At 45.6% G+C, this 14,637-nt stretch carries 10 protein-coding genes; 7 read left to right on the top strand and 3 right to left on the bottom strand.

What is annotated here, in order from left to right; translation table 11 throughout:
- Window positions 1-21 precede the first annotated feature (21 nt).
- From NFHSH190041_RS01945 to ubiK, 3 genes are all read left to right on the top strand, one after another.
- A complete protein-coding gene (locus tag NFHSH190041_RS01945) occupies window positions 22-1,140 on the top strand; it encodes an efflux RND transporter periplasmic adaptor subunit (protein ID WP_261923647.1) in 1,119 nt (372 codons plus the stop codon).
- Between the two features lie 12 nt (window positions 1,141-1,152).
- Entirely contained in the window at window positions 1,153-4,266 is a 3,114-nt protein-coding gene (locus NFHSH190041_RS01940; protein WP_261923646.1) for a multidrug efflux RND transporter permease subunit, read from the top strand.
- A gap of 269 nt (window positions 4,267-4,535) precedes the next feature.
- On the top strand, window positions 4,536-4,793 hold the full coding sequence (gene ubiK / locus NFHSH190041_RS01935; RefSeq protein WP_261923645.1) for a ubiquinone biosynthesis accessory factor UbiK: 258 nt from the start codon (window positions 4,536-4,538) through the stop codon (window positions 4,791-4,793).
- Window positions 4,794-4,945: 152 nt separating this feature from the next.
- Here the strand turns inward: ubiK and NFHSH190041_RS01930 are convergent, their stop codons facing one another.
- Entirely contained in the window at window positions 4,946-6,829 is a 1,884-nt protein-coding gene (locus NFHSH190041_RS01930; protein ID WP_261923644.1) for a methyl-accepting chemotaxis protein, read from the bottom strand.
- A gap of 733 nt (window positions 6,830-7,562) precedes the next feature.
- Here NFHSH190041_RS01930 and NFHSH190041_RS01925 point away from each other — a divergent pair.
- The 3 genes from NFHSH190041_RS01925 to NFHSH190041_RS01915 all read left to right on the top strand — a co-directional run bounded on the left by NFHSH190041_RS01925 (window position 7,563) and on the right by NFHSH190041_RS01915 (window position 9,851).
- A complete protein-coding gene (locus tag NFHSH190041_RS01925; RefSeq protein ID WP_261923643.1) occupies window positions 7,563-8,900 on the top strand; it encodes an MFS transporter in 1,338 nt (445 codons plus the stop codon).
- Between the two features lie 141 nt (window positions 8,901-9,041).
- Window positions 9,042-9,590: a DUF2975 domain-containing protein gene (locus tag NFHSH190041_RS01920; RefSeq protein WP_261923642.1), complete on the top strand. Its 549-nt coding sequence runs from the start codon at window positions 9,042-9,044 to the stop codon at window positions 9,588-9,590.
- A 9-nt stretch (window positions 9,591-9,599) separates the two neighbouring features.
- Complete coding sequence (locus NFHSH190041_RS01915) at window positions 9,600-9,851, top strand: helix-turn-helix domain-containing protein (protein ID WP_261923641.1); 252 nt, start codon at window positions 9,600-9,602, stop codon at window positions 9,849-9,851.
- A 70-nt stretch (window positions 9,852-9,921) separates the two neighbouring features.
- Here the strand turns inward: NFHSH190041_RS01915 and NFHSH190041_RS01910 are convergent, their stop codons facing one another.
- A complete protein-coding gene (locus tag NFHSH190041_RS01910; RefSeq protein WP_261923640.1) occupies window positions 9,922-11,574 on the bottom strand; it encodes a methyl-accepting chemotaxis protein in 1,653 nt (550 codons plus the stop codon).
- 424 nt (window positions 11,575-11,998) lie between these two features.
- Between NFHSH190041_RS01910 and NFHSH190041_RS01905 the strand changes: the two genes are divergently transcribed.
- Window positions 11,999-13,054: a lipoate--protein ligase gene (locus tag NFHSH190041_RS01905; protein ID WP_261923639.1), complete on the top strand. Its 1,056-nt coding sequence runs from the start codon at window positions 11,999-12,001 to the stop codon at window positions 13,052-13,054.
- A gap of 134 nt (window positions 13,055-13,188) precedes the next feature.
- On the opposite strand, the gene NFHSH190041_RS01900 is transcribed toward NFHSH190041_RS01905, so the two are convergent.
- Window positions 13,189-14,328, bottom strand: a complete 1,140-nt coding sequence (locus NFHSH190041_RS01900; RefSeq protein ID WP_261923638.1) for a pyridoxal-phosphate-dependent aminotransferase family protein — start codon at window positions 14,326-14,328, stop codon at window positions 13,189-13,191.
- Window positions 14,329-14,637: the final 309 nt, after the last annotated feature.

Here is a 14,637-nt window from a genome sequence, read left to right as displayed (position 1 = left end):
TCAAGGGGGAGCACTCAGAACATGAAAAAATGGTTTCTGATCATGGTGATCATTGCCTTACTGGCCTTTGGTTCGGTCATCGGTTTTAACTGGTTTATCCAACAAAAAACCAAAGAAGCAATTACTAATATGCCAGAAGCAGTTTATCCGGTCACAGCAATGAAACTGGAGCCGGTACAATGGCAGCCAACAATTGACGCCATCGGTTTTATCGAACCGAATCAAGGCGTCACCATCGCCAATGAATCCTCCGGTATCGTAAAATCCATCGACTTTGAAAACGGCACCCATGTTAATGCCGGCACCCTGTTAGTACAATTGGACTCTCAGGTAGAACAGGCCAATCTGAAAGCCAAACAGGTTCAGCTACCGGCACTGAAAGCCGACTATGATCGCCTGCTGCGTCTGTACCGACAAAAATCTGTGTCCAAGCAAGATTTGGATAATGCCGAATCCCGCTATATGGCATTGCAAGCCGATATTGAAAGCCTGAAAGCCACCATTAATGAGCGCCAAATTAAAGCCCCATTTACTGGCATTGTGGGTATCCGCTCCGTCAACTTGGGCCAATACCTGCAAATCGGAACCAATATTGTACGACTGGAAGATACCAGCTCGATGAAGATGCGCTTTACCGTGCCTCAGACTCAACTGAGCCATATCCATGTTGGTCAATTGGTTCATATCAATGTTGATGCGTACCCCAATCATGTGTTTGAAGGGCAAATCGCCGCAATTGAACCTGCCGTGTTTTATCAAAGCGGTTTGATCCAAGTTCAGGCCCGCATTCCTAATACCGATGGCAAACTGCGTAGCGGTATGTTCGCAAAAGCCGCTATCGTATTACCCACACTGAAAGATCAGCTGGTTGTGCCACAAACTGCGATTAACTTCGCCCTGTATGGCAACTCTGTGTATGTGATCCATAAAAGCCATGAGAAAACCGGTACCGCCTTGCGGGTGAAACAGGTCAATGTCAATGTACTGGAGCGCAGTGGGGCTGAAGCATTAGTCAGTGGCGATCTGAAAGCCGGTGATGAAATTGTCACATCAGGTCTGGTACGACTGAGTAATGACAGCAAGGTCAATATTGTCCAGAGCAATGCGCTGCAGCTACCCGCCGCCATGCCGGCACTGTAACGGGAGAGGCTGATGCGATTTACTGACATCTTTATCAAGCGCCCGGTGTTAGCCGGGGCGATCAGCGTACTGCTGTTGATCTTGGGTATCCATGCCCTGACTGGGATGCAGGTACGTGAATACCCCAAGATGACCAATACGGTGATCAAGGTTTCCACCGCCTATTATGGTGCCGACGCTAACCTAATCCAGGGCTTTATTACCCAGCCACTGGAGCAAGCGCTGGCTCAGGTGGACAATGTTGACTTTATGACATCCGAGAGTTTTCTGGGGACCTCCAGTATCTCTGTTTATATGAAGCTCAATACCGATCCCAATGGTGCACTGGCTGATGTATTAGCCAAAATCAACTCGGTAGCCTCCAAGCTACCCAAAGAGGCCCAGGATCCGACCGTGACCATGTCCACCGGCTCCCAAACCTCCACCCTGTATATCTCCTTTTCCAGTGACAAGCTCAATTCCAGCCAAATCACTGATTATCTGGAACGGGTAGTTAAGCCGCAGCTGTTCACCATTAATGGTATATCCAACGTTAACCTGTACGGTGGTACCCCTTATGCCCTGAGGATCTGGCCTGAGCCGGCCAAAATGGGGGCGTACAATATTACCGCCACCGACCTTTTGCACGTATTGCAGGCAAACAACTACCAAAGTGCTGTTGGACAGACTAACTCTTACTTTACCCTGCTCAATGGTACCGCCGATACCCAGGTGGCAACCGTTGATGCATTAGAAAACCTAGTGATTGGCAGTAAAGATGGCATGGTGGTGCGCTTAGGTGATATTGCCAAAGTGACCTTGGCAAAAAGCCATGATGTTTACCGTGCTTTAGCTGATGGTAAGGAAGCCGTTGTTGTCGGCCTAGATGTTACCCCAACGGCCAACCCATTAACTGTGGCAGCCGATGCCCGGGCGATGTTACCGGAAATCAAACGCAACCTGCCGCCAGCGATGAAGGCCGAGATCCTCTATGACGCATCGTTAGCGATTGATGAGTCTATCCACGAAGTAGCCAAGACGATTATTGAAGCGGCCGTTATCGTGATCGTGGTAGTGATGCTATTTATGGGATCACTGCGGGCAGTTGTGATTCCGATTATCACCATCCCTCTGTCTCTGATCGGTGTGGCGCTGGTGATGCAGATGTTTGGTTTCACCCTCAACCTGATGACGCTACTGGCCATGGTGCTCGCCATCGGTTTGGTGGTGGATGATGCCATTGTGGTGGTGGAAAACGTCGATAGGCATATTAAAGCCGGGGAATCACCATTTCGGGCGGCTATTATCGGTACCCGGGAAATCGCAGTCCCCGTTATTTCTATGACCATCACACTGGCGGCAGTTTATGCGCCTATTGCCTTGATGGGCGGGGTAACTGGAGCCCTGTTTAAAGAGTTCGCGTTAACCCTCGCAGGCTCGGTCTTTATTTCCGGTATTGTTGCCCTGACCCTGTCACCTATGATGTGCTCCAAACTGCTCAAGGAAAATAGCCAACCCAACGCCTTTGAGCGTGGCGTGGAAAATTTCCTGGAAAAACTGCAGCACAAATATGCGCTAGCACTCGATGCCGTCATGCAGAAGCGACCTGTCATTATTGTCTTCGCCCTCATCGTACTGGCCTCACTGCCCATCATGTTTAAGGATATTCCGTCTCAACTTGCCCCGAATGAGGATAATGGGGTGGTGATGATGCTGGGTACCGCGCCATCGAGCGCTAACCTGGACTATATCCAAAACAACATGAAACTGGTGACCGACATTATTAAGGCTCAACCCGAATCTGCCGGTTCACTGGCCTTTATCGGTATCCCAAGTTCCAACCAGGCCATGGGGATTGCCCCATTGGTGCCTTGGAGCCAGCGGGATAAGAGCCAAGCCCAGATGCAGCAGATTATTGGTAAACAAGCCAAAGAAGTACCGGGCATGGCGGTAACCACCTTCCAGATGCCGGCATTGCCGGGGGCATCTGGTGGCCTGCCCGTTCAGTTTGTTATCACCAGCTCTAACTCATTTGAAAGCATTTTCCAAATCGGCTCCAACGTGCTGGAGAAAGTGAAAAAGAGCCCGCTGTTTGTGTACTCCGAAATCAACCTGAAATATGACTCAGGCACCATGAAGATCCATATCAACCGGGATTTAGCCGGGGTATATGGCATCACGATGCAGGATATCGGCGCAACACTCAGCACCATGATGACAGATGGTTATGTCAACCGGGTCAGCATTGATGGTCGCTCTTATGAGGTGATCCCACAGGTGAAACGTGAACTGCGTTCAACACCTGAAGATCTGTCGAAATACTATCTGAAAGCGGCTGACGGCAAGTCCATCCCACTGTCCAGTTTGGTTGATATTCAAGTGGTATCTGAGCCCCGCTCACTCCCGCATTTTAACCAAATGAACTCAATCACAGTGGGGGCAGTGCCTGCTCCTGGCGTCGCCATGGGCGATGCGATCAACTTCCTGGAAACCATAGGTAAGCAGGATCTACCGAAGGGCTATAACTACAACTTTATGGGGGAAGCCCGTCAGTTTGTTGAAGAAGGCGATGCCCTGTATGTCACCTTTGGTCTGGCGCTAGCCATTATCTTCCTGGTACTGGCAAGTCAGTTTGAAAGTGTGCGTGACCCCTTGGTTATCCTGGTATCTGTGCCTATGGCAATCAGTGGTGCACTGATTGCACTGGGCTGGACCCATGTCTTTGGCCTGACATCACTGAACATCTATACCCAGGTGGGGCTGATCACCTTAGTTGGCTTGATTTCCAAACACGGTATCTTGATGTGTGAGGTAGCCAGAGAAGAACAGGTACTGCATGGTGCCAGTAAGATGGATGCGATCAAACATGCAGCAGCTGTGCGTTTACGACCGATTCTGATGACCACTGCGGCGATGATTGCCGGCTTGATCCCACTGCTGTTTGCGTCTGGCGCCGGGGCTGCAGCCCGCTTCAATATCGGGATTGTGATTGTTGCAGGCCTTGGGGTCGGCACTATCTTTACCCTGTTTGTGCTGCCTGTGGTCTATACCTTCTTGGCAGAGCGTCACAAACCGCTGCCGGTATTTGATGAAAACCAACCTGTTGCTATCGCCGCGACAAAAAGTACTGATACGCAAGCTCAGTAACGCTCACTATTGTTAGTACATCAACGCCCGCTATATGCGGGCGTTTTTTTATCTCCCAGACAGAGTCTCTAAATCAGGAGTAGCTGCCTTTTCAAAGGTAAATTTTAGTCCCCTTTTGCAGCGATAAACGCGGTAAGAAACCACTGACGTCACAACAGGAAGAAAACGACGCTGACGAATACCACGCCTGCAGGATAAAATTTCCACAGGCATCAATGACTCAGTTACAATCAAACCTCTGAACATCATTACTAAAGTGGGCCAAGGTCATGATAAATCCAAAAAAAATAGAAGATATCGCCAAGCAGCTGACGGACAATCTCCCTTCAGGTCTGAAGCAGTTTGCCGGCGAATTTGAAGATCGCAGCAAACAGATTCTACAGAATCAACTGATGAAGTTAGATTTGGTTTCTCGGGAAGAGTTTGATGTACAACAGCATGTACTGCTTAAAACCCGGGAAAAACTTGAGGCCTTGCAAGCCCGGATGGATGAGCTTGAAGCCAAACTGAACGAGCACAAGTCGTGAAGGCAAAATAACCACCATCAGATGCCCTGTACCATTTAACTGATTAACTAACTTGCCCGTAATGACTACTGGCTACAGTAGCCAAACGGGCAAAGTCGTCATCATCAGCGCATACTCAGTTAGCTGACGCAGCGTAAAAACCTCACGCTCCCTTAAATCTGAAAACGATTTATCTGCTGACCAATACCACTGACTTCAACTGCAATCTGGCGATTTTGCTGATTACCCGCACTGGCTTGTCGAGCAACATCATCGGCCGCATTCAAAATGCGTCGAGTATTTTGACTAATATCCTCACTAACGGCCCGCTGCTCTTCTGCCGCATTGGCGATTTGATTCGCCATATCCGAGATATGAGTGATGGAATCGGTAATCTGCATTAAACAATCATTTGCCTGCTGCGCAAAATTCACCCCGACTTGAGCCTGTTCATTACTGTTACTCATCGCCTGCACCGCGCGTTGAGCATTATTTTGCAAAGTACTAATAATGCGGCTGACCTCTTCTGTTGCGGTATGTGTACGTTGACTCAAGGTGCGTACCTCATCAGCAACAACGGCAAAGCCCCGCCCATGGCTGCCAGCCCGAGCCGCTTCAATAGCAGCATTTAACGCCAGCAAATTGGTCTGATCTGCAATACTTTGAATATTGACCAAAATTTGATTAATGCCCTGGATATTTGTATCCAATTCGGTGATCACCCCACTGGCATCGACAATCTCCCGCGCCGCACGATCAATCGCCTTCATATTACGGCTGATAATCTCCTGCCCCTGACCACAAGCTGCGGATGAAGACTGAGCAGCAGTCGCACTCATCTCCGCATGACTGGCAATTTCACTCGCAGAAATGCTCATTTGATGAATTGCCGTCGCGGCTTGATCAACTTGCTGTCGTTGCTGGTCAATAGCTTGAGCAGTCCGTTCTGATACCTTACTGGCATCCTCAGTGATATTATTAAGCGTATCGGTACGCTGAACTAAATCGCTAATCAGTGTCTGCAGCTGAGCAATAAACCGGTTCATACTAGTTGATAAACGCCCGATTTCATCATCACGTTTAATCGTCAGGCGATAGCTAAGATTGGCGTCCCCCTGGGCTAACTCATCAACAGCATCATTCAATTCTGCTAAAGGTTTTAGTAATCGGGTCATAATCCAACTTCCCAACGCCAAGACCAATACAAACAGACCTAACGTGGTCATCAAATCCAGCCATACTTGTTGTTTAACCGCTTGTAATGCGACATTTTTATCCATGAAAATAGCCAAATTCCACTTTGTCCCTTGAATCGGGGTCACATAAATCCATTTCGTTCTATTGTCTGGATCAAAGTGAAATTCATAAGGCTCATCAGCCTGACCTAGACGACGAATAAATGCTGGCGTTAATTCACTGTCTAATGTTGTCAAAGAAGTGCCTGTCATCGCAGCATCTTTATAAGCCACAATATTATTATGGCCATCAATCAGTACCGCAAAACCGTCATTTTGTAGCTTAATATCTCTGACTTGATCGACAATATCCGCTACAGGCACATCCGCTGCTAATACCCCAGGGCTGCTACCGGCAAAAGATTTCGCTAACGTCACCACCAGATTTTGATGCACATTATTGTAAGGCGAGGTCACAATCAGCTCACTACTCTCTCGGGCCTGCTTATACCAGTCATGATCTTTATGATGATAATCTTTGGCCCAATCCGCATTTTTTTCCGCGGTAACTAAACGATTATCTTCAAATGCCGTATACACAGCAGAAAAGTGCCCGACGCGTTTAGTCTGACGCATTTGGGAACTGATATCCCGCCCCTTCGTTACCGCGTTTTCATTCACCAATAAGATCTGCTTACGCAGCTCTAACCAAGCACTAATAAAGTTGCTGGTAGCACCACTACTTTGCTTCATTTCAGCATTCACATTTTGAAGCGTTAGCTCAGTTAAACTGCTAACAGAAAGCCACGCTTGCAACCCACACACAATCGCAACAATACTTGCAGTAGCCAAAATAATTTGATTTTTGATGGACAAAGACATTTAGTAACAAAGATTAATTAAAATAAAGCTAACTTTTACCATCCATCCATGATAAGTAAAGGTAAATAACTGAAATAATGTTTAATTGATCAATTTAACACTAATATCAATGTATTTGTGTAGCAAAATTGAGAACCAATAGTTTTATAGATTAATATTAAGTAATTAATATAATACCAAGAAACAGAATAATTGGATAAAATCGATTAATTTTTCTTCGTCATACCATAACAATAAATATCATTAAATTTCTTAAATAGTGAACAAATCAGATAATTTGTATCAAATAAAAATATTTACATCGCTAAAAATAAAACAAGTCAACATCAAATAACTCACAATTAACCCAAACCAACTCACAAAACCTGGTTAAAAAATAGAATTATTCCTCGTAGGCAGGTTAAATTAACCTTCTCATTATTGAACCGCTTAACTTGGCTCAAAAAGCGAAAAACACCTTCCTTGCACCATTAAAATCCCATGGGAAAAGCAAACAGAATGGACAGCGACAGTGAGAGAAAAATAACCTCCCCGGCACAATGCGCGCTTGAATCTATTCCTGTTACTCGCCCAAAAACGCACAAAAGCTGTCAGCAAAACACCTTGTGTATAAGTCACCAACAACAGACTTTATACAAAGCATACAAAATAGATAAAAAACAATTTATTCAGATAGATGCAAATGAATATTAGTGACTCAATAAACTGAGTAAAAAATACAGGAGTATTAAGCATGACAATAGGAGCACGGACGCCACACTCATTAGCCGCCAAAGAAAGCATTAATGTCCGTACCATCAAAAATAAAAGTTTATCTAAAGCTGCTACTGCATGCTTTTTAGGTAATTTTGTTGAGTGGTTTGATTACGCCAGTTATGGCTTTATGGCTGCAATTATCTCAGCATTCTTTTTTCCTGAATACGACAGCACCACCGCACTTATCGCGACATTTTCTGTATTTGCACTTTCGTTTATGGTTCGGCCACTAGGCGGGATATTCTGGGGGCATATCGGCGATCGACTCGGCCGCAAAACCGCCCTCTCGGTATCCATTATTCTGATGTCAATTGCCACCTTCTGTATCGCCTTACTGCCAGGATATGAAAGCATCGGCCTAATGGCACCACTGTTACTGCTAATTTGTCGGCTCGTTCAGGGGTTTTCCGCGTCAGGTGAATATGCTGGCGCGGCGACCTTTTTAACTGAACATGCCCCCAAAGACCGTAAAGGGTTTTATGCCAGCCTAGTACCAGCCAGTGCCGCAACCGGGTTATTGTTCGGTTCCCTATTTGTCTCCGCAATGTATAGCTATCTTAGTCCCGAAGATCTGCACGGTTGGGGCTGGAGAGTGCCATTTTTATTAGCGGCTCCGCTGGGGCTAATAGGGTTATATATCCGCTTTCATCTAGAAGATTCACAGGAATTCATACAGTTCCAACAGCAAAAAAAGACCAAGGTAAAAGATCCCGCGCCAATTAAAACCATTTTCCGCCATCACCGCAGTAGCATGTTTGCCGCTTGTGGTGTCACATCACTCAATGCGGTGGGGTTTTATCTCTTACTCAGCTATATGCCAATTTATCTGACTTTTGAGCTGGGATTAAGTGAACAACAGGCTTTTACCATCTCCAGCCTGACATTAACTGGCTACATTGTCGCAGTGTTGTGTGTCGGCGCCTTGTCTGACCGATTTGGGCGTGGGCAACTACTGGTATTGGCTTGCTTATGTTTTATGTTGTTCACCCTGCCGCTGTTCTTTCTGATGAGCCTATCTCACTTCGCGATTATTTTGCTGGCTCAGATCCTGATGGGGCTGTTTCTAGCGCTTAATGACGGCACCCTGACTTGCTTCTTATGCGAACTGTTTCCAACCAATGTCAGATACAGCGGCTTTGCCTTTTCCTTTAATTCCGCCAATGCCATTTTCGGCGGCACCGCCCCCTTGGTTGCAACGACATTGATCGAATTTACCGGCAGTGCCATGGCGCCAGCCTATTACATGATGCTCATTGCCGCCATAGCACTAACCGCCATGCTCTACTGCAACCGACATCATTATTTTTACCGCTAATCCCATCCCAAATAACTGCTTGATTATTCAGGCAGTTTTTTGTTCAATATAAAATAATTATCGTTTTTCGATATTTTTTTATTGATAAAAGAAAAATAAAGCCTAAGATATCGCTATCTTAATTACTGGTTGGAATTTTTTATGGGACACATTCAAGCACAGAGTAGACGGATAAAATGGCTATTTCAGGGACTGGCAATTCTCTTTCCCGTGGGGATCTGTGCCTATTGGCTCAGCCAAGGAACAGACTATTCCTGGCTGTCAGTATTTACTATTGCGCCATTTCAGATCCCCGTTGACCAGTACACATCAATACCCTTATCTGCCCAAACCAAATTACTGGCAGTAATCTGCAGTCTGATGCTTTATGGCATTTTATTCTATGCCTTCAAACAGCTCATTCAGTTGTTCAGCCACTACGAACAGGGTGAAATATTCACGCAAGCTAATACCAGAATTTACCGTAAGCTCGGCTTGACTATTTTTTATTGGGTGATCGGGGAGATTATTTATAACGCCTTGATGTCAATTATTTTAACTATCAATAATCCGATTGGAGAGCGTATTTTCAGCATTGGTATTTCCAGTATGAATCTGCTGACTATAATACTCGGCTTTACTGTGACCATTATCGCCTGGGTTATGCAGGAAGCTCAGCAAATTGCTGAAGAAAATAAATATACAATTTAAGAGGTTATCATGGCTATCTATATTAATTTAGATGTAATGATGGCAAAAAGAAAAATACGCCTAAAAACACTGGCACAGCAGGTTGGAATCACAGAAGCAAATTTATCAATTTTGAAAAACGGTAAAGCAAAAGCAATTCGCTTTTCAACATTAGATAAATTATGCCAAGTACTTGCATGTCAACCGGGTGATATTATGGCATTCCAAGATGAAAGCGTTGACCATGCTGATAATAATAACGGGCAGCATATTCAAGAATAATGTCCGTCATAAACACCAATAAAAATAGCGGCCACAATGCCGCTATTTTTCATCATTATTAATAACTTAATCAATTCAAATCAAAACGTCTGGTGGTCTCTAATAACTCAGAAGCCAAACGGTTCAAATCATGACAAGTCGACGCAGTATGACGAGCCCCTTGAGCATTTTCATCGGCAACAGTCTGAATCGTGGTGATATTTCTATTCAGTTCGTCAGCAACCACATTTTGCTCTTCCGTCGCACTGGCAATCTGATTATTCATATCGGTAATGGTGCTAACCGCTTGATTGATGCTGACAATACTTTCCCCAGCTTTACTGGCTAGCGCCAGTGAGCTCTGCATCTGCTCGCGACTCACCTGCATTGCTTCATCTGCTTGAGCAGTTCGGCTTTGCAGCATTTCAATGGTTTTACTGATCTCTTCGGTTGAGTCCTGAGTGCGCTGGGCCAGAGTTCGCACTTCATCAGATACCACGGCAAACCCACGCCCCTGCTCTCCGGCACGGGCAGCTTCAATGGCCGCATTCAATGCCAACAGGTTAGTTTGATCAGCAATACCGCGGATAACATCCAGTACCATGCTGATATTGTGGCTATCTTGCTCTAATTGCTGTACGACACCAGAGGCAATATCCAGCTTACCTGCTACAGCATCAATACTGGTTACCGTATCATGCACAACGCCAGTGCCTTCTTCAGCAGCCGTGCGAGCATAATTCGCAGCGCTAGCAGCCTCAGTGGTATTGCGGGCAACTTCCCCCAGAGTAGACTGCATTTGATTCATGGCCGTAGCCACCTGATCAATTTCACTTTGCTGCTGCGACATGCCTTGAGCAGACTGCTCAGAAATCGCGCTCATCTCTTCTACAGCGGAACTTAACTGCGCCACAGATGAAGAGATTTCCGAAACTAAGTGGCTTAAGCCGTCTTTCATATCCTTTACGGCTTCAGCCAATTGCCCTGTTTCGTCTCGGTTTATCCGATCCGTTTCCATCCATTCACACAGCTCACCTCGGCCCAATTTACCCTGAGCAATCGCCCGAGCCTGATTCACCAACATAATCAATGGTCCCCGGATCTGCTTGGTCAACATAGTGGCGAAAAACAGTACCAATACCAGCGCAATCAATGTAATCACAATAATGCTCTGTACCGCAGAACTGTAGCTATGCTCTACATCAATACGACTTTGGCGGGCAAAGCCGTGATTCAGTTTGATAAGTTTTTCTGCATCAGACATCACCTTGACAAACATTGCCGGGCCTTGAGCTAAAAATAACGTCTGTGCTTGAGCCAATTGACCGTTCTGAATCATATTGAATACTCTATCATGGAGTTGATGATATTCATCCCAATTCACCATCACAGAGTTATAAATTGAAGTTTCATTTTGATTAGATAAATCTTTCTTGTAATCATCCAAATAATTGAAAATTTTATTTTTTTTATCTTTCATCACCTCAATATACTGCCCGTGTAAACCAGATTGTTGCGGCAATAAAAAATATCCCAACTCATAACGTCTGAAATCCGCGACTTCACTACGAATATCGCTGGCCAAATTTAAACTAGGAATATTATTATCTGTAATTTCAACCACTTGCTCATTCATTTCATAAAATAAATAAAGAGAAGATAGCCCCATAAACACTAAAACTAATGCAAATAAAGAAAAAGCAACGGCAAGCTTCTTCCCTATTGTAAGATGTCTAAATTGCATAAAAACCTTTTATAACCTTTAAAATGTAAACATAAGCCAAAAGTCGGCTAATAATTATCAAAAAATGAATAAATATATTATTAGAATTAATTAATCATGTTGTTTCAGACAATAAAACTTATCAATCTGTATTAATTTAATACCTTAAGCTTCTAAGAAAGACAGATCAATTATTCATTAACGTAAATTAATTATATATATTATTAGCATTAACTTTTTCTTTAGTATTTGCTAATTAGATAACAGCAAACGATATTCCCGATTAAGAAATAAAATTCCCATAATATTCAACATATTAACTTTAATACTGAAAATAACATTCATAATTATTTATATGGTTGCTCAAAGATAAAGCAGCAAAAGTCCACGGCATTAAAGTAATATAAGCCACAGAATTATCTAAACATTCAGAGTTGTTTCACCTATGCCTCGTACCCGCATACTGATTTCCACCTCCACTAATCCTTGGTTCAACCTCGCGGTTGAAGACACTATTTTTCGCAATATGCCTGCCGATCAGCGAGTACTGTTTCTCTGGCGCAATGCCGACACAGTTGTGATCGGTAGGGCACAAAATCCCTGGCGGGAATGTCGCACTGAATTGATGGAACGGGATGGTATTAAATTGGCTCGGCGGCAAACCGGGGGCGGTGCCGTATTTCACGATTTAGGCAATACCAATTTCACATTTATGGCTGGCAAGCCTGAATACGATAAAAGTGTCTCCACTCAAATTGTCCTGGATGCACTGCAACAATTAGGTATTACCGCGCAAACCAATGGCCGCAATGATTTAGTGGTGGAAGATGCGCAAGGCTTGCGTAAATTTTCTGGCTCTGCGTACCGAGAAACACTGGATCGCGGCTTTCACCATGGCACCCTGCTGCTCAGCGCCGATATGAGCCGTTTAGCGGACTACCTCAATCCCGATGTGAAAAAACTGCAAGCTAAAGGGATAACCTCGGTCAAATCCCGGGTCATTAACCTTAACAGCATTAAACCCGATATTGACCACCAGCAGATCTGTAAGGCCATCATCAACACCTTCAACCGCCACTATGACACCATGGCGGAAGTAGAACAGATCAGTGAGACCGAGTGGCCACAGGATTTACCCGGCTTCGATGACAAGTATCAACGCCAACAAAGTTGGGAATGGAACTTCGGCCAAACTCCGCCATTTACCCATTCATTAGATGAACGCTTCAGTTGGGGCAGCGTTGAATTACTACTCGATGTGGAAAAAGGGGTCATTAAACATGCCAGTATCTACACAGATGCACTTGATCCTCAACCTCTGGAACAACTGGCTGACAGTCTCACCGGCGTGGCATATCAACCTGAGCCTCTGCTACAACACATTACAGCATTAAGCCAGCAAACAGCCCTGAGTGGGAAAACAGCGCCAAGCACCACAACTGCCCCGCAGCCAAATCCGCTGCAAGAACTGGGACTCTGGCTAGCGCAACAATTGCGCTAAACAAAAAAAGCAAAACGCTGTGCAACCATAATCTGCCGACGACCTTGAAGGCTCCACAAAATAAACAGGCCGAATCCAATGGATTTCGGCCTGTGTATTATCTGTCAGCATTCAGAAGCTATGTCCCTGAAAAATTAAGGTTGCTGCGCCAACACATCCCCCAATGCTTTAAGACACAGGGCAACATTTTCCCGCCGCGCGCCATAGCCCATCAAACCTATCCGCCAAGCTCGCCCGGCTAACGCCCCTAATCCAGCACCAATTTCAAGGTTATAATCTTGCAGTAATTGGCGGCGCACCGCGGCATCATCCACCCCAGCGGGAATGTATATGGCATTAAGTTGTGGTAGTCGACTGGCCTCTGGTACCACAAATTCCAGCCCCAATTCTGTCAATCCGCTTTTAAGCAGCTCATGCATATCCCGGTGACGCTGCCATGCTTGCTCCAGCCCCTCTGCTGCCAACAAACGCAGAGATTCGTGCAAAGCATACAGCGCATTGACCGGTGCGGTGTGGTGGTAACTGCGGCGTCCCCCCCCACTCCAGTAGCCCATCACCAGTGTTTGATCTAAAAACCAGCTTTGCACCTGAGTTTTACGGGAAGTGAGCTTCTCTACTGCCGCCGGAGAAAATGACACAGGGGACAATCCTGGTACGCAGGAGAGACACTTCTGAGAGCCGGAATAAACAGCATCAATGCCCCATTCATCAACTTTAAGTTCTACTCCACCCAGTGATGTAACAGCATCAACAATGGTCAGGCAGTCATGGGCTTTCGCCAATGCGCAAAGGGCTTTAGCATCAGACACGGCACCGGTGGAGGTTTCTGCATGCACAAAGGCAACAAATTTGGCATCCGGGTTAGCGTGCAGCGCGACTTCAACCTCAGCAACATCAACCGGCTCACCCCATTCGTTATCCACCATCACCACCTGCCCGCCACAGCGCTCAACATTCTGTCGCATCCGCTCCCCAAATACGCCATTACGACAGACAACCACTTTATCGCCCGGCTCAACCAGATTGACAAAGCAGGCTTCCATCCCGGCACTGCCAGGGGCAGAAATGGCAACTGTCATCTCATTTTCAGTCTGAAAGGCATATTGGATCAGCGCCTTAAGTTCATCCATCATTTGAATAAACAGCGGATCCAAATGGCCCACCGTTGGCCTTGACTGCGCCGCTAAGACCTCAGGGTATACATCCGATGGACCAGGTCCCATCAACACCCGGCGGGGTGGATTAAACGGTGCAAACTTGGGTGCAGCAATCATGTTAATCTCCTTATCTCTAGGGTCTGTTGACCTTTCAAGTTTGTTTTTGCAGCGATTTGAGGATGCTTTATACAAGGCAGAGGTTTTGAGATGTAGTTGCGCTACCTGATAAGCCGATAACGCTGTAGAAAGTAGCCTCAAACGCTGCCCGAAGGGTTCGGCTAAAAGCGTTCTACTCTTTGTTGAGCGGTTTTTGCTTAGAACAACTAGGCAGCAAACCGCTCGCCGCGATTAAAACGCTTTTATCTCGAACAAAATTTAACCCTGAAAAGTCAACATACCCTAACAGCACATCTGTCAAATTAGAGC

The sequence above is a fragment of the Shewanella sp. NFH-SH190041 genome, from assembly GCF_024363255.1.
In the GTDB taxonomy this organism is placed as follows: Bacteria; Pseudomonadota; Gammaproteobacteria; order Enterobacterales; family Shewanellaceae; genus Shewanella.
This window is presented reverse-complemented; position numbering and strand designations above follow the sequence as displayed.

Bases quoted from the DNA above. Each gene is read 5' to 3' on its own strand.
- NFHSH190041_RS01945 (WP_261923647.1), top strand. From the start codon at position 22: ATGAAAAAATGGTTTCTGATCATGGTGATCATTGCCTTACTGGCCTTT.
- NFHSH190041_RS01940 (WP_261923646.1), top strand. From the start codon at position 1,153: ATGCGATTTACTGACATCTTTATCAAGCGCCCGGTGTTAGCCGGGGCG.
- ubiK (WP_261923645.1), top strand. From the start codon at position 4,536: ATGATAAATCCAAAAAAAATAGAAGATATCGCCAAGCAGCTGACGGAC.
- NFHSH190041_RS01930 (WP_261923644.1), bottom strand. From the start codon at position 6,829: ATGTCTTTGTCCATCAAAAATCAAATTATTTTGGCTACTGCAAGTATT.
- NFHSH190041_RS01925 (WP_261923643.1), top strand. From the start codon at position 7,563: ATGACAATAGGAGCACGGACGCCACACTCATTAGCCGCCAAAGAAAGC.
- NFHSH190041_RS01920 (WP_261923642.1), top strand. From the start codon at position 9,042: ATGGGACACATTCAAGCACAGAGTAGACGGATAAAATGGCTATTTCAG.
- NFHSH190041_RS01915 (WP_261923641.1), top strand. From the start codon at position 9,600: ATGGCTATCTATATTAATTTAGATGTAATGATGGCAAAAAGAAAAATA.
- NFHSH190041_RS01910 (WP_261923640.1), bottom strand. From the start codon at position 11,574: ATGCAATTTAGACATCTTACAATAGGGAAGAAGCTTGCCGTTGCTTTT.
- NFHSH190041_RS01905 (WP_261923639.1), top strand. From the start codon at position 11,999: ATGCCTCGTACCCGCATACTGATTTCCACCTCCACTAATCCTTGGTTC.
- NFHSH190041_RS01900 (WP_261923638.1), bottom strand. From the start codon at position 14,328: ATGATTGCTGCACCCAAGTTTGCACCGTTTAATCCACCCCGCCGGGTG.